The sequence below is a fragment of the Rhodopseudomonas palustris HaA2 genome, assembly GCF_000013365.1.
Classification (GTDB): domain Bacteria; phylum Pseudomonadota; class Alphaproteobacteria; order Rhizobiales; family Xanthobacteraceae; genus Rhodopseudomonas; species Rhodopseudomonas palustris_J.
Genome location: NC_007778.1, coordinates 3043121 through 3057679, shown reverse-complemented (window position 1 = coordinate 3057679; position 14559 = coordinate 3043121). Strand labels below are relative to the sequence as shown.

General features: G+C 65.8%; 15 protein-coding genes. 7 read left to right on the top strand and 8 right to left on the bottom strand.

Annotation, left to right across the window (positions count from 1 at the left end):
• Positions 1 to 181: 181 nt before the first annotated feature.
• Positions 182 to 1357 carry an AI-2E family transporter gene (locus RPB_RS13485; RefSeq protein WP_011441562.1) on the top strand — a complete coding sequence of 392 codons (1176 nt, stop codon included), beginning with the start codon at positions 182 to 184 and terminating at the stop codon, positions 1355 to 1357.
• On the opposite strand, the gene RPB_RS13480 is transcribed toward RPB_RS13485, so the two are convergent.
• From RPB_RS13480 to RPB_RS13460, 5 genes are all read right to left on the bottom strand, one after another.
• Positions 1341 to 1643 (bottom strand): antibiotic biosynthesis monooxygenase family protein, encoded by a 303-nt coding sequence (locus RPB_RS13480; RefSeq protein WP_011441561.1) that lies wholly within the window; start codon positions 1641 to 1643, stop codon positions 1341 to 1343. The genes RPB_RS13485 and RPB_RS13480 overlap by 17 nt on opposite strands.
• A gap of 80 nt (positions 1644 to 1723) precedes the next feature.
• Entirely contained in the window at positions 1724 to 2959 is a 1236-nt protein-coding gene (locus RPB_RS13475) for a GGDEF domain-containing protein (protein ID WP_011441560.1), read from the bottom strand.
• 242 nt (positions 2960 to 3201) lie between these two features.
• Positions 3202 to 3678 carry a 30S ribosomal protein S9 gene (rpsI, locus tag RPB_RS13470; protein WP_011441559.1) on the bottom strand — a complete coding sequence of 159 codons (477 nt, stop codon included), beginning with the start codon at positions 3676 to 3678 and terminating at the stop codon, positions 3202 to 3204.
• Between the two features lies 1 nt (position 3679).
• Positions 3680 to 4144, bottom strand: coding sequence for a 50S ribosomal protein L13 (gene rplM, locus RPB_RS13465; RefSeq protein ID WP_011441558.1), 465 nt, complete (start codon positions 4142 to 4144; stop codon positions 3680 to 3682).
• Between the two features lie 155 nt (positions 4145 to 4299).
• A complete protein-coding gene (locus RPB_RS13460; protein WP_011441557.1) occupies positions 4300 to 4728 on the bottom strand; it encodes a PaaI family thioesterase in 429 nt (142 codons plus the stop codon).
• Positions 4729 to 4817: 89 nt separating this feature from the next.
• Here RPB_RS13460 and RPB_RS13455 point away from each other — a divergent pair, with 89 nt between their 5' ends.
• From RPB_RS13455 to RPB_RS13440, 4 genes are all read left to right on the top strand, one after another.
• Positions 4818 to 5645 carry an enoyl-CoA hydratase gene (locus RPB_RS13455; protein WP_011441556.1) on the top strand — a complete coding sequence of 276 codons (828 nt, stop codon included), beginning with the start codon at positions 4818 to 4820 and terminating at the stop codon, positions 5643 to 5645.
• A 109-nt stretch (positions 5646 to 5754) separates the two neighbouring features.
• Entirely contained in the window at positions 5755 to 6339 is a 585-nt protein-coding gene (locus tag RPB_RS13450) for a CoA-binding protein (RefSeq protein ID WP_011441555.1), read from the top strand.
• Positions 6340 to 6434: 95 nt separating this feature from the next.
• Positions 6435 to 7715, top strand: coding sequence for an O-acetylhomoserine aminocarboxypropyltransferase (locus RPB_RS13445; protein ID WP_011441554.1), 1281 nt, complete (start codon positions 6435 to 6437; stop codon positions 7713 to 7715).
• A gap of 35 nt (positions 7716 to 7750) precedes the next feature.
• Positions 7751 to 8356, top strand: coding sequence for a TMEM175 family protein (locus RPB_RS13440; protein WP_011441553.1), 606 nt, complete (start codon positions 7751 to 7753; stop codon positions 8354 to 8356).
• Here the strand turns inward: RPB_RS13440 and RPB_RS13435 are convergent.
• On the bottom strand, positions 8344 to 9441 hold the full coding sequence (locus RPB_RS13435; protein WP_011441552.1) for a COX15/CtaA family protein: 1098 nt from the start codon (positions 9439 to 9441) through the stop codon (positions 8344 to 8346). The genes RPB_RS13440 and RPB_RS13435 overlap by 13 nt on opposite strands.
• Positions 9442 to 9537: 96 nt before the next feature.
• On the opposite strand from RPB_RS13435, the gene RPB_RS13430 reads away from it, so the two are divergent.
• Complete coding sequence (locus RPB_RS13430; protein WP_011441551.1) at positions 9538 to 9747, top strand: DUF2842 domain-containing protein; 210 nt, start codon at positions 9538 to 9540, stop codon at positions 9745 to 9747.
• Here the strand turns inward: RPB_RS13430 and RPB_RS13425 are convergent.
• Complete coding sequence (locus RPB_RS13425) at positions 9741 to 10787, bottom strand: polysaccharide deacetylase family protein (protein ID WP_011441550.1); 1047 nt, start codon at positions 10785 to 10787, stop codon at positions 9741 to 9743. The genes RPB_RS13430 and RPB_RS13425 overlap by 7 nt on opposite strands.
• 125 nt (positions 10788 to 10912) lie before the next feature.
• Between RPB_RS13425 and RPB_RS13420 the strand changes: the two genes are divergently transcribed.
• Positions 10913 to 12115: a GNAT family N-acetyltransferase gene (locus tag RPB_RS13420; protein ID WP_011441549.1), complete on the top strand. Its 1203-nt coding sequence runs from the start codon at positions 10913 to 10915 to the stop codon at positions 12113 to 12115.
• A 78-nt stretch (positions 12116 to 12193) separates the two neighbouring features.
• Here RPB_RS13420 and RPB_RS13415 read toward each other — a convergent pair whose 3' ends face one another.
• Positions 12194 to 14515 (bottom strand): GumC family protein, encoded by a 2322-nt coding sequence (locus tag RPB_RS13415; RefSeq protein ID WP_011441548.1) that lies wholly within the window; start codon positions 14513 to 14515, stop codon positions 12194 to 12196.
• Positions 14516 to 14559: the final 44 nt, after the last annotated feature.

Genomic DNA, 14559 nt, shown 5'->3' with positions numbered 1-14559 from the left:
CCTTGACCATATCGCAGAGGGATCACGGCGAAAATGGGGACGCGGCGCACATGGTTAACGATCCGCTGCAAAAGCGTGACATCCGGGTGTCCCAAAAATGACGCCGGCGATCTCGCGTGGCCCGCTTGCGTCGCGCGCAATTTGAAGAAATGCTCAGCCGCCCCTTCATAGGAATTGCCCCGTGACCGTCCCAGTGATCGATCGTTTCCAGGCCCGCAACGACCTCGCCTGGGCGATCGCCATCGGCGGGATCAGTACCGTTGCGTTCGGCGCCCTGCTCTACACCTCCTGGCATTTTGCCGGCACGCTGTTTCTGATCTTCGCCGGCATCCTGTTCGGGGTGTTCCTCAATGCGCTGACCGATCTGGCCGGCAAGGTGGTCGGCGGCCCGCACGGGTTGCGGCTGGCACTGGTTTGCTGCGTGCTCACGGTGATGTTCATCGGCATCGCGGTGCTCGGCGGCAACACCATCGCCCAGCAGGCGACCGCGTTGTCCGGCACCATCAAGGCGCAGATCGTCAACGCGAAGACCTTCCTCGAGCGGCAGGGCGTCGACACCAGTTTCATGGAACTCAACGTCGTCGCCAATGCCGCCAATTCCGCCAATGCCGGAAGCACCGCCGCCGAGCAGCAGCCGCTGCCGCAGCCACGCAATTTGCCCAGCGCCGGCGACCTCGCCTCCGGCGGCGGCGCGATCGTCAGCCAGACGTTGAAGCTGATCCTCGGCACCATCGGCGCGGTCGGCAACTTCTTCATCGTGATGTTTCTCGGCCTCGCCTTCGCCGCCCAGCCCGACGTCTACCGGCGCGGCCTCGAGCGGGTCGCGCCGCTGCGCTACCGCGCCCAGGCCAGCGCCATCGTCGGGGACACCGGCGATATGCTGAAGCGCTGGCTGCTGGCGCAGCTCATCACCATGTCGGCGGTGTTCGCGGTGACCGCGACCGGCCTGTCGCTGATCGGGATTCCCGGCGCCTTCATCCTCGGCATCCAGGCTGGCCTGCTCGCTTTCATCCCGACCGTCGGCGCCATTCTCGGCGGCCTGGTCATCGTCCTCGCCGCGATCGGGTCGGGCTGGTTCGCCGTGGTGAGCGCGTTCGTACTGTTTCTCGGCGTTCACGCGCTGGAGAGCTACATCCTGACGCCGCTGATCCAGCGTCAGGCGATCGACATTCCGCCGGCGACACTGTTCGCCATGCAGATCCTGCTCGGCATCGTATTCGGGCTGTGGGGGCTGGCGATGGCGCTGCCGCTGATGGCGATCGGACGAGTCGTGATCAACCATCTTCGCGCGGAGCCGACCCCCGAAATGGTCAGCGCCGCACCGCCGGCGGTGCTGGCCGCTAGCCCGGAATCGTGACGACCGTATCGGTGTGCTCGACCTCGGGCGGCGAGGCGAAGAATCCACTGACCAGGCCGCGCCACTCGGTGAAATTCTCGGAGCCGCGGAAGTCGACGGTGTGGTTCTCCAGCGTCTCCCACTTCACCATCAAACGATAGCGCTGCGGCTTTTCGATCGAGCGATGTAGCTCGAAGCCGTGAAAGCCCTTGGAGCGGCCGAACGCGGCGCCGGCCTTGGCGACGGCGGCTTCGAAGTCGGCTTCACTGCCGGGCTTGATGTCGATCTGTGCGATTTCGGTGATCATGCGCGCGCACCCGTGTGGTTTGCTGGGGCAAGCGTCTTATCGCACTCCGCACGGCAATTGAAGCCGACCGTGCCGCTCAGTCAGGCGCCGATGCGCATCGCATTGCGGACGATCACCTGCTGGACCGGCTCGTGACGCTGCGCGGCGCGGCGGCGGCCCTGCTCCAGCGACAGCGGCTGTTCGACGGTGGCGACCACGCGGTTGCGGCCGCCACGCTTGGCCTGATACAGCGCGGTATCGGCCGCTGCGAGCAGAACGTCGAGTTCGATATTCGCCGGCCCACCGGCAACGCCGATGCTGACGGTGGTCGCGATCGGCGCGCCGTCGACTTCCAGGCCGCAACCCTCGAAGGCTTCGCGCACCCGCTCGGCCGCGGTCATCGCTTCGTCGATGGAGCACGGCAGCAAGGCCGCGAATTCCTCGCCGCCGATCCGGCCGCACAGGTCGGATATCCGCAGCGACCCGGACACGATCGCGGCGAACAGTTTGATCACCTCGTCGCCCGCCGGATGACCGAACCGGTCGTTGATCGATTTGAAGTGATCGAGGTCGAAGATCATCACCGTGACCGGACGCCCGGCCTCGGCTTCGCGCTCGATCATCCGCGCGGTGGCTTCCGAGAAGCCGCGCCGGTTGAACAACCCGGTGAGCGGATCGAGCGCCGCCGCCGTCTTGTGGGCGCTCACGGTCTGCTCCGAGACCAGCATGAAGACCACGAAGACGGTGCCGATCGCATACAGCACCAGCTCGATCGCGAAAATCAGCACCCAGATATTGCTGGTATAGGCGTTGCTCCGGGCCGGCAGCAGTTCGGCGAGCACCACCGGCAGCATCAGAACGCCGCCGTGCAGCAGCGGGACGAGCATCGCCGGCCAACGCCGCATCACAGCCTTGCGGCGTTCGGAAAACAGCTCGTTCGCGGTGAGAGCGGCATAGATTGCCACGATGCCGGCCCCGAGGGTCATGCGCAGCGACGACGAGTCCGGCGGCAGCAAGATCACCGCCGCGATCCAGGCGATCGCGCCGAGCACGAGACCCGGCCAGTTCGGTCTACGGCCGTGGAACACGCGCGCCGCGTTCCACATCATGCCGCAGGCGATGAACCCCGCGCTGGCCAGCGACAGCACCACCAGTTCCGGCAGAACCGATCCAAGCAGCTGCCACTGCGCGACGGTGGCCGCGCCGATCAGATAAGCGGCACCCCACCAGTAGAGCGCAGGGATCTTCTCTTGGGTGCCGAAGTACAGGAGCATTCCCCCGAGTAGCGTGCAGATGAGCGTCGCGACCAAGAGCAACGTCGAAAAATCGAGCGACATGATGCGAACTACCCAGGACCATTCGAACTCGAGGGTGGCAACCTGCTGATGCGGCAGAAGTGCCCCCTGCTGATCGCAATCTGGCCGCACCGCGTTGACATCGCGTGTCCGCAACAGGTCGCTTTGGCAGCGAAATTTCAACAAATAAGACGAAAATTGCCGGCACGACGCGGCCGGGCGGGCCGGCAAACAAAAAGGGCGCCCCGAAGGGCGCCCTTTCCGCACGATCGTAAAACGAAAGATCAGCGCTTCGAGAACTGGAACGAACGACGGGCCTTCGCCTTGCCGTACTTCTTGCGCTCGACCACGCGCGAGTCGCGGGTCAGGAAGCCGCCCTTCTTGAGCACGCCGCGCAGCTCCGGCTCGAAATTGGTGAGCGCCTTGGAGATGCCGTGGCGCACCGCGCCGGCCTGACCGGACAGGCCGCCGCCGGCGACGGTGCAGATCACGTCGTACTGACCGGCCCGGGCCGCCGCGACCAGCGGCTGCTGGATCATCATGCGCAGCACCGGACGGGCGAAGTAGACTTCGACTTCACGCGAATTGACGATGACCTTGCCGGCGCCCGGCTTGATCCAGACGCGGGCGACCGCGTCCTTGCGCTTGCCGGTGGCGTAGGCGCGACCGAACTTGTCGACCTTCTTGGTGTAGGTCGGCGCATCCGGCTGGGTCGTCTTCAGCGCCGAGAGCTGGTCGAGGGACTGCATGGTTTCGGACATCTTATGCGGCCCTCTTGTTCTTGCGATTCATCGCGCCGACGTCGAGCGTTTCGGGTTGCTGAGCTTCATGCGGATGCTCGGCGCCGGGATAGACGCGCAGATTGCCCATCTGCACGCGACCGAGCGGGCCGCGCGGGATCATGCGTTCGACCGCCTTCTCGACCACGCGCTCCGGGAACCGACCCTCGAGGATCGACTTCGCGGTGCGCTCCTTGATGCCGCCGATGAAGCCGGTGTGGTGATAATAGACCTTGTTGTCGCGCTTGCGACCGGTCAGCACCACCTTGGCGGCATTGATGATGATGATGTTGTCGCCGCAATCGACGTGCGGCGTATAGGTCGGGAGGTGCTTGCCGCGCAGCCGCATCGCGACCAGCGTGGCGAGCCGGCCGACCACGAGACCGGTGGCGTCGATGACGACCCACTTCTTCGTGACCTCGGCGGGCTTGGCCGAAAACGTCTTCATGAGATTAATCCATGACAGGGGGAAATTCGGCGCGGTGCGCCGGACTTGGCGTGGCTTGTAGATAAGCCACCGGCCGTCGTCAATCCCCGTTGCATCCAAATTCTCTCATAAAAACAGCATGTTATAAATATGGTGTTATAATACCTGCCAAAACCTCAAGCGATCGGAATGGAATAGGTCGAGGTGACATGGGCGATCGGGTCGGGCGACGTGCCCGACAGCAGCGTCACCTCGCCGACCGCAAGCCGCTTGCCGAGCTTGAGCAGCCGCGCCACCGCAACGACATCCTGTCCGGGCTGGCCCTTGCGCAGGAAATTGATGTTGAGATTGGTGGTGACGGCGAGCGCGACCGGGCCGATCGCCGACAGCAGCACCACGTACATCGCGAAATCCGCCAGCGCCATCAGCGTCGGCCCCGAGACGGTTCCGCCGGGTCGCAGCATGCGATCGCTGTAACGCTGCCGCAGCAGGCTGGAGCGACCGTCCGCGGATTCGATTGAAATGTCGCCGTAGCCGAAAGCCTGCGGAAACTCACGATTCAAAAAACTCTCGAGATCGGCTACGCTCATTCTCGCATGTGTCATGTGTTCCCGCCCTGCTCTCGTTTTCGCCGGGTTTGTTACAATAACGTGACGTCCGTTCCCAGCGCTGGATTCTTGTTCCGGAAGGTTTCATGACTGCCCTGCCCGCCTCTACGGCGAATTCTCCGTCGCCGATCCTGTTGCGCGAGACGATCGACGGCGGTGTCGCGGTGCTGACGCTGAATCGTCCGGCCGCGCGCAACAGCCTGTCGCTGGAACTGATTGCGGATTTGCACGCCGCGCTCGATCTGATCGGCCGCGACGACGGCGTGCGCGCCGTGGTGATCGCCGCCAACGGGCCTGTGTTCTCGGCCGGCCACGACATGAAGGAACTGACCGCCCATCGCAACGATGCCGACCGCGGCCGCGCCAGCTTCAACCGGATCATGACCGCGTGCAGCGCAATGATGCAGACCATCGTGTTGCTGCCGAAGCCGGTGATCGCGGCGGTGCAAGGCGTCGCCACCGCCGCCGGCTGCCAGCTGGTCGCGAGCTGCGATCTCGCGGTCGCCTCCGAGCGGGCGACCTTCGCGACGCCCGGCGTCGACATCGGCCTGTTCTGTTCGACGCCGATGGTGGCGCTGACCCGCAACGTGCCGCGCAAGCACGCGATGCACATGCTGCTGACAGGCGAACCGGTGAAGGCCGACGAAGCCCGCGCGATCGGATTGATCAATCGCGTCGTCCCCCACGGCACCGAACGCGATGCCGCGATCGCCCTCGCCGAAACCATCGCGAGCAAGTCGTCGCACACCGTCAAGATCGGCAAGGAAGCGTTCTATCGTCAGGCCGAGCTGAATCTCGCCGACGCCTATCACTACGCCTCGCAGGTCATGGCCGAGAACATGATGGCCGCCGACGCCGAAGAAGGCATCGGCGCCTTCCTCGACAAGCGCAAGCCGGAGTGGAAGGATCGCTAGTCACTTCGAGGCAGCCCCGTCATTGCGAGCGAAGCGAAGCAATCCAGGGCCACGCCATCGAAGCTGGATTGCTTCGTCGCTTCGCTCCTCGCAATGACGGTCATCCGACATGAACCACGACGCCTATCCCGACGACTACATCCGCGCGGTCCTCAACGGTGTGAAGACCATCGCCGTCGTCGGCGCATCGCCGCTCAATGTGCGGCCGAGTTACTTCGTGTTCAAATATCTCGCCGAGCGCGGTTACGACATGATCCCGGTGAATCCGGGCCAGGTCGGCAACAGTCTGCTCGGCAAGCCGTTCGTCGCCTCGCTGCGCGACATCGGTCGCCCGGTCGACATGATCGACATCTTCCGGGCGTCCGCGCATGTGACGCCGATCGTCGAGGAGGCGCTGGCGCTGACGCCGCCGCCCAAGGTGATCTGGATGCAGATCGGCGTTCGCAACGACGAGGCCGCCGCACGCGCCGAAGCCGCCGGGCTGAAAGTGGTGATGAACCGCTGCCCCAAGATCGAATACGGCCGGCTGTCGTCGGAGATTTCCTGGATGGGCGTCAACTCGCGCACGCTCAGCTCCAAGCGCGCGCCTGTCCCGGTTAAGGGGATGCGGCTGTCGCTCGATCGCGCCAGCCTTGCGGGCGGCGATACCGCGGCCTCCGACCGCGCCACTCGCAATCGCGGCGAAACGTCCTGACGCCGCCTCGCCCGTCGCTGCACCTCGCTTGACCTTCCGCCGGGTTGCGCTCAGATAGCGCCAAAGCATCAGCCAGCTCGACGGAGGGATCGACCATGACCGAACGCAGCCCGGGATTTGCCACGCTCGCGGTTCACGCCGGCGCGCAGCCCGATCCCACCACCGGGGCGCGGGCGACGCCGATCTACCAGACCACCTCCTTCGTGTTCAACGACGCCGACCACGCCGCCTCGCTGTTCGGCCTGCAGGCGTTCGGCAACATCTACACCCGCATCACCAATCCGACGACGGCGGTGCTCGAGGAGCGCGTCGCCGCGCTCGAAGGCGGCACCGCGGCGCTCGCGACCGCGTCCGGCCACGCCGCGCAGCTCGTGGTGATGCAGCAATTGCTGATGCCCGGCGACGAATTCATCGCCGCGCGAAAACTCTACGGCGGCTCGATCAACCAGTTCACCCACGCCTTCAAGAGCTTCGGCTGGAACGTGGTGTGGGCCGATCCCGACGACATCGACAGCTTCCAGCGCGCGGTGACGCCGAAGACCAAGGCGATCTTCATCGAATCGATCGCCAATCCGGCGGGCTCCATCACCGATATCGAGGCGATCGCCGAAGTCGCGCGCAGTGCCGGCGTGCCGCTGATCGTCGACAACACCCTGGCGACGCCCTATCTGATCCGCCCGATCGACCACGGCGCCGACATCGTCGTGCATTCGCTGACGAAATTTCTCGGCGGCCACGGCAATTCGCTCGGCGGCATCATCGTCGACGCCGGCACCTTCGACTGGTCGAAGGGCGGCAAATATCCGATGCTGAGCGAGCCGCGGCCGGAATATCACGGGCTGAAGCTGCAGGAGACGTTCGGCAATTTCGCCTTCGCGATCGCCTGCCGCGTGCTCGGCCTGCGCGACCTCGGCCCGGCGCTGTCGCCGTTCAACGCCTTCCTGCTGATGACCGGCATCGAGACGCTGCCGCTGCGGATGCAGAAGCATTGCGAGAACGCCAAGGCGATCGCCGAATTCCTGGCGACCCACAAGGCGGTGTCGGCGGTGAACTATTCCGGCCTGGCGTCGAGCAAGTACAATGCGCTGGCCCGCAAATACGCGCCGAAGGGCGCCGGCGCGGTGTTCACCTTCAGCCTCAAGGGTGGCTACCAGGCCGGCGTCGATCTGGTCTCCAATGTGAAGCTGTTCTCGCATCTCGCCAATGTCGGCGACACCCGTTCGCTGATCATCCATCCGGCCTCGACCACCCACAGCCAGCTCGACGACGCGCAGAAGACGGCGGCCGGCGCCGCGCCGGACATGGTGCGGGTGTCGATCGGCATCGAGGACAAGGAAGATCTGATCGCGGATCTCGACGGAGCGCTCGGCGGCTGACGCCTGGCTGCGGCCGGGGCGGCCGGGAGGCGGCAATGAGTATCGGCCATCTCGAAATGCGCAGGATCGAGCAGCTCAGCAACACCATTTTCGGTGTGGCCATGACGCTGCTCGCCTATCAGGCGCCGCGTGAAAAATTCACCAGCGCCGATCCGCAATGGCGGGAGATTTGGCACCTGTACGGCGCCTATCTGTCGACGCTGCTGCTGAGCTTCATCGTCGCGGGGATGTTCTGGTACAGCCACCAGCGCCGGCTGGCCTATGCGTCGCACGGCAACCGCGCCGAGGTGGTGTTCAACCTGTTCTTCCTGCTGTCGATCATCCTGCTGCCGGTGACTTGCGGGCTGTACGGCAACAACTACGACTCGCCCAACGTCACCACGCTGTACAGCTTCAATCTGCTGCTGATCGCGCTGTTCAACACCGTGCTGTGGGCGATCGCCGCAGCCAAGCGCAACGATTGGCCGACGCTGCTCGCGCCGTCGTTCTCACTGGTGCTGTTCATCATCGCGCTGTTGGCGTGCCTGATCGACTCGCATTGGCCGAAATTCGTCTGGCCGCTCGCGTTCCTCACCCCGATGGTCAGCGCCTGGGTCGAGCGGCGAAGAGGCCGCGATATCGGCGCGGATCAGCCCGGCTGACCGACCGGCACCGGCATCGCCCGCGGCAGCGCTTTCAGCCGCGGCGCCGTCAGCCGTTCGACCTGCAGCACCGCCAGCGTCAGCACGACGATGCCGACCGCCTGATGCGCCAACGCCAGGCCGATCGGAGTCGCATGCAGCACCGTCAGAATGCCCAGCACCGCCTGCAGCGACAGCGCCGCGAACAGCCACAGCGCTCCCGAGGCCGCGCCACCCGCGCGCGACCGCACCGCGTCGATCGCGTGCCAGGCCGCCAGCGCCCACAGCGCATAGGCCATCATGCGATGGTCGAACTGCACGGTGAGGTGATTGTCGAACAGGTTCTTCCACCATGGCTGCTCGAACCACAGCCGCTCGGCGGAGGGGATCAGCGCGCCGTCGATCAGCGGCCAGGTGTTGAACACCCGCCCGGCGCGCAGCCCGGCGACCAGCGCGCCGAGAAACAGCTGCAGCAGCGTCAGCGCCAGCAACGCGATCGCGGTGACTTTCAGACGCGCCGCAGCCGGGATCGGCGGCTTGTCCGCGAGCCGCCGCAGTGTCCAGACGATCGCGGCGTAGATGATCAGCGCCAGCGTCAGATGGACCGCCAGCCGCACCTGCGACACTTCGGTGCGTTGCGACAGTCCCGACGCCACCATCCACCAGCCGACCGCGCCCTGCAGCGCGCCGAGCGCGAAAATGCCCCACAACGCCCGCTTCCATTGCGGGCCGATCGCGCCACGCCACAGGAACCACAGGAACGGCAGCAGATAGGCGATGCCGATCACCCGCCCGAGCAGGCGGTGGCTCCATTCCCACCAGAAGATCGTCTTGAATTCATACAGCGTCATCCCGGCGTTGAGTTCGCGATATTGCGGGATGGTCTTGTAGCCCTCGAACGCCGCATGCCACTGCGCGTCGGTGAGCGGCGGCAACGTGCCGGTGACCGGCTTCCATTCGACGATCGACAGCCCGGATTCGGTCAGACGCGTCGCGCCGCCGACCAGCACCATCACCGCAATCAGTGCAGCGACGACGGTCAGCCAGATCCGGACCGCACGAACGCGGGGCGGACGCAAACGCTCGGACTCCGCGGCAGCGGTCATAAAGCATACCTTGAACGGATTTTCGCGCCCCTTATAGTCGCGCCATCCCCACGCGCAAGGCGTCGCGCGTACGTATCAAGTGCGTGTGATTTCAGCATGAACATCCGAACCCGGAAACTGATCGGAACCATCGCCCTGCTGGTTCTCGCGATCGTCTGGTCGCTGGTCGCGATGGCAATCGCGCAGGCGCCGGTGATCGCCGAATCGAAGTGGCTGCAGATCGTCTATTACGTCGTCGCCGGGCTCGGCTGGGTGCTACCGGCGATGCCGATCGTGACCTGGATGTCGCGGCCCGACCGTCAGTAACGCCGCCCGAGCCGTGTGGCGGCGGCCGGCATCAAGCCGGACAAAACGACCCGCAAACCGCGCAGCGAGTTGCGACGGCCGTCCCAGGCGATCCGCGGCAGCATCTGCGGCCGGGGCGGCGCGCGCCGGTCGATCACGCCGGGGATCGCGGTGACCGCGCCGGCGAAGCCCTCGCGCTCGACGATCTGCACGTCGCGCCGCGAAAAGCTGCCGCGCTCGCCGTACGGATAGGCGAAGTGCGGTGCGTCGCGGCCGAGCGCGGCGCGCAGCACCGCCCTTCCCATCGCGATTTCACGCTGTGCGACCGTGTCACCGACGTTGCCGAGCAGCGGATAGTTTACCGTCGCGCTGCCGATCGTGACTCTGGGATCCGACGCCAGCCGCGCCACCTCCTCCCAGTTCATCACCGCGCTACTGGTGAGCTGTGCGAGGTCGACGCCATAGCGCCTGCACAGATCATGGATCGCAGCCGTCAGGTCCGGCGGCGGCAGCGCGCGCATCCAACTGCCGAGAAAATGAAACACACGGTACTTGTCGTCGGTGCTCGCGGTGTCGAAATGTCGCTCGTTGTGATCGATCACCAGCGCGATCCGATCGTGACCGGCGATGACCTGCTCCAGCGCGAGCCACCACGCTTCGCCGAGCCCGTCGGGAAACGCGGTCGGCAGATACACCGCGAACGGCGCGTCGTGCCGGGCCAGCACCGGATGACCGTAGGTGATCAGATCGCGGGAGCCGCCGTCGAAAGTGAGGCAGACGAAGCGCCCCGGCGTATCGGGCCGCGCAATCCGTTCGAGTACTTCATCGGGGGAAATGACGTCGCAGTTCCAGCGCCGCAGCGCGCGTAGCAGGCGATCGAGGAACTGCGGCGTGATTTCGCGGCTGCGCAGCGGCTGGAATCTGTCCCTGCGGGTCGGCCGAACGCGCTCGAAACGCAGGATGACGCCGCAGCCCCGCCCGCCGAGCTGCGCGAGCCGCGCCAGACCGCTGAAATAAGCAATCTCCAGCCCTGCCGAAGTCCAGACACCGCTCGTTGACAAGGCTCGCTCCCGGCGCCGCGGCGCCCCTCGCCGCGTTTCCCGCCACCTCATTACTGTTTGTTGAGATTTCTTTGTAAAGGTCCGGACACGCTGAAAACCGTAAAGATTCATCTAAAGGAATTCACATGACGATGATGGCCGTGCTCAGCGAAGGCCGTTCCGCGGAACACGCGTCGTCGTCGGTGCGTCCCGGTCGCATCGCACATGTCGAGATTTTCCGCGACATGGCCTCGACGGAAGCGATCTGGCGCGCGCTGGAACAGCCCGAACAATTCTCCACGCCGTATCAGAGGTTCGACTTGCTCGACGCGTGGCAGCGCCATGTCGGCCGCGCCGATCATGTCGAACCCTTCATCGTGGTGGCCAGCGACGCCGAGCAGCGGCCCTTGCTGCTGCTGCCGCTCGGCCTGGAGCGGCGCTTCGGCGTTCGGATCGCGCGCTTCCTCGGCGGCAAGCACACGACGTTCAACATGCCGCTGTGGCGCAGCGATGTCGCGCGGACCGCGGATGCGAACGACCTCGCCGCCCTTGTCGCAGGCCTGCGGGCGCGCCCGGACGGCGCCGACGTGCTGGCGCTGTCTCAGCAGCCGCTTCGCTGGCGCGACCTCGCCAACCCGATGGCGCAGCTGCCGCATCAGCCCTCGATCAACGATTGTCCGGTGCTGCTGGTCGATCCTGCCGCGCCGCCGACCGACCGGATCAGCAACTCGTTCCGCCGCCGGCTCAAGACCAAGGAGAAGAAGCTCCAGACATTGCCCGGCTATCGCTACGTCCAGGCCAGGAGCGACGCCGACGTCGAACGCGTGCTCGATGCCTTCTTTCGGATCAAGCCGATCCGCATGGCGGCGCAGAAGCTGCCGAACGTGTTCGCCGACCCGGGCGTCGCGGATTTCATCCGCCAGGCCTGCATGACCGAGCTCCGGGGAGGCGGCCGGGCGATCGAGATCCACGCGCTCGAATCCGACGACGAGACGATCGCGATGTTCGCCGGCGTGGCCGACGGCCATCGCTACTCGATGATGTTCAACACCTATACGCTGTCGGAGGCGTCGCGCTACAGTCCCGGCCTGATCCTGATGCGCTCGATCATCGATCACTACGCCGCGCAGGGCTATCGCCGGCTCGATCTCGGCATCGGCTCCGACGACTACAAGAAACTGTTCTGCAAGGACCTCGACCCGATCTTCGACAGTTTCATCGCGCTGTCGCCGCGCGGCCGTCCGGCCGCCGCAGCGATGGCATCGATCGCTCGCGCCAAACGCGTCGTCAAGCAGACCCCTGCCCTGATGCAGATCGCGCAACGGCTGCGCAGCGCGCTGCATCGCTGATCGCACCATCGCTTCGCGCCCGACGAAGGATGCCCGGGCAAGACCCGGGCATTTTCAATGCAGCGACATCGGAGCTGATTACGCGGCGACGGTGCGCGCGCCGGGCTCGATGCGACCCGACGGCCGCGCCGCGGCGCGCACCATCGTCGCCTCCGAGAAGCCGACCGCCCTGAGCTGGTCCGCCATCTTGAGACGGGCGTCCGCCGGCATGTCGGAAGCCGGCACCACCACGGCCCGCGCCTGCGCCGTCAACATTTCGGCGGGCAGATCGGCGGCGGTCCCGGCGTCGAGCAGGACGTGATCGTACACCCGCAGCAGCGCGTTCAGCGCCACGACCAGCCGCGGCGATTGTAGCAGGTTGCGATCGAAGCCGGGCCGTCCCGCACTGACGAGATGCAGCGCCGTGCTGCGGTCGCGGGTGATGACCTGGCCGAACGACGCTTCGCCCTGCATCAGTTCCGCGAGTCCCGGCGCGGCCGGATCGGCCGAGGCCGCTTTCAACATCGCGGAGGATTCCGACAGATCGACCAGCACCACCCTGGCGTCGCGCGACAACAGACGCGCCAGGCTCAAAGCCGTCGCCGTGACATCGGCAGTGTCGCCGGTGCCGAGCACGGTCAGCTTGCGTGCAGCCTCGCCCCCGCTGCGCAGCCGATGCGCCAACGCCTCGATGTCGTCCGCATCGGCGGCTCGTTCGGCCGCGGGTTCGCCGGTGCCGGCGCGGGCCGGCGCCATCGGCGGCGAAGCTGCTGCGGCAGGCGTGACGAACATCGGTGCCTGCATCGCGGCGGGCGTCCGCGCCGGCTCGGCCGCCGGAATCGCGAGGCCGGCGGCGCGCGGCTGGGTCATTCGCAGCAATTCGCCGGTGGCGATGCCGCCGGCGGTCAGGATCAGCGTCGCCAGCGTGGCGATCAGCACGATCGGCAACTTCTTCGGATAGGCCGGCGTGTTCGACACGATGGCCCGCGAAATGATACGGCCGTCGGCCGGCGCCTGATCGATGGTCTCTCGGGTGGTCGCTTCGCGGTATTTCGCCAGGTAGGATTCCAGCAGATCGCGCTGCGCCTTGGCTTCGCGCTCGAGCGCGCGCAGTTCGACGTCCTGACCATTGGTCGAAGACGCCTGTTTCTTCAGCTGCTCGAGACTGGCGATCAGGCTGTCGACCCGTCCGCTCGCGATCCGCGCGTCGCTCTCGAACGAACGCGACAGCTTCATCGCCTCGTCGCGCAATTGCCGGTCGAGATCGGCGAGCTGCGCCCTCAGCTCCTTGATCCGCGGGTGATTGTCGAGCAGCGTCGACGATTGTTCGGCGAGCTGCGTGCGCAGCATCACACGCTGCTCCGACAATCGCCGCATCACATCGGAGTTCAGCACGTCCGACACTTCGATCGGACGACCGCCCTGCAGCATCTCCTTGATCAGCCGTGATTTGGACTCGGCGTCGGATTTCAGGGCGCGCGCATTGCCGAGCTGGGTGTTGAGCTCGCCGAGCTGCTGGTTCGACAGCGTGGTGTTGTTGGTCCCGATGAACAGACTCGATTTCGATCGGAAATCCTCGGCCTTGGATTCGGCCTCGGCGACCTTCTTGCGCAACGATTCGATCTCGCCGGACAGCCATTGCCCCGCGGACCGCGCCTGCGCCTGGCGCGCGTTCTGCTGCAGCACCAGATAGTCGTCGGCGATGGAATTGGCGACGCGCGCCGCGAGCTCGGGATCCTGCGACTGGAATTCGACGACCATCACGCGCGACTTGTCGACCGCATAGGCGGTGAGCCGCTCGTAATACGCGTCGAGAACGCGCTCTTCCGGCGTCATGGAGAACGGATCGCGGCCGATACCGACCATCGCCAAAAGAGACTTCAGCGGGTTGATGCCCTTCAGGACGGGATCGAATTCGGGACGCTCGGCCAGCTTGTTCTGCTTGATGACTTCGAGCGCGAGCTCGCGCGACAGCAGCAACTGCACCTGGCTGGTGACTGCTTCCGGATCGACCGCATTGCGTTGCTCGTCGCGTTCGCCGGTCGGGCGCAGGAAGATGTTTTCGCGGCCGTCGATCAGGATGCGGGCTTCAGATTTGTAACGCGGCGTGATCAGATTGACGATGGCGAGCGACAGCACCAGCGCCAGCAATGTCGGTGCGATGATCAGGTGCTTCTTGCGCGCCAGCGCCTGCCCGATCAGCCGCAGGTCGATATCGCCGTTGGTCGGGGGCTCGATCGGCGCCGGCGTCCTCCGCACGATGACCGGCTCGTCGGGCGAAGACTTGTTGAAGACCGGCTGCTTCGCCGCGGCCTTGATACGCTCTGCCTTCGAGGCCGTAGCGGCGGCCGGATGCGCGGGCGAAGCCGGTTCATTGCTCGTCGTCTCGCCCTTCGTCCGACGCCAGAACGCGAACCGCATTGCAAACTCCTACTTGACGCCAAGACTCGTCTCGTGACCCTCCA

Excerpts from the sequence above, each read along its gene's own strand:
- RPB_RS13480 (WP_011441561.1), bottom strand. The coding sequence starts at position 1,643 with ATGATCACCGAAATCGCACAGATCGACATCAAGCCCGGCAGTGAAGCC.
- RPB_RS13475 (WP_011441560.1), bottom strand. The coding sequence starts at position 2,959 with ATGTCGCTCGATTTTTCGACGTTGCTCTTGGTCGCGACGCTCATCTGC.
- rpsI (WP_011441559.1), bottom strand. The coding sequence starts at position 3,678 with ATGTCCGAAACCATGCAGTCCCTCGACCAGCTCTCGGCGCTGAAGACG.
- rplM (WP_011441558.1), bottom strand. The coding sequence starts at position 4,144 with ATGAAGACGTTTTCGGCCAAGCCCGCCGAGGTCACGAAGAAGTGGGTC.
- RPB_RS13460 (WP_011441557.1), bottom strand. The coding sequence starts at position 4,728 with ATGACACATGCGAGAATGAGCGTAGCCGATCTCGAGAGTTTTTTGAAT.
- RPB_RS13455 (WP_011441556.1), top strand. The coding sequence starts at position 4,818 with ATGACTGCCCTGCCCGCCTCTACGGCGAATTCTCCGTCGCCGATCCTG.
- RPB_RS13450 (WP_011441555.1), top strand. The coding sequence starts at position 5,755 with ATGAACCACGACGCCTATCCCGACGACTACATCCGCGCGGTCCTCAAC.
- RPB_RS13445 (WP_011441554.1), top strand. The coding sequence starts at position 6,435 with ATGACCGAACGCAGCCCGGGATTTGCCACGCTCGCGGTTCACGCCGGC.
- RPB_RS13440 (WP_011441553.1), top strand. The coding sequence starts at position 7,751 with ATGAGTATCGGCCATCTCGAAATGCGCAGGATCGAGCAGCTCAGCAAC.
- RPB_RS13435 (WP_011441552.1), bottom strand. The coding sequence starts at position 9,441 with ATGACCGCTGCCGCGGAGTCCGAGCGTTTGCGTCCGCCCCGCGTTCGT.
- RPB_RS13430 (WP_011441551.1), top strand. The coding sequence starts at position 9,538 with ATGAACATCCGAACCCGGAAACTGATCGGAACCATCGCCCTGCTGGTT.
- RPB_RS13420 (WP_011441549.1), top strand. The coding sequence starts at position 10,913 with ATGACGATGATGGCCGTGCTCAGCGAAGGCCGTTCCGCGGAACACGCG.
- RPB_RS13415 (WP_011441548.1), bottom strand. The coding sequence starts at position 14,515 with ATGCGGTTCGCGTTCTGGCGTCGGACGAAGGGCGAGACGACGAGCAAT.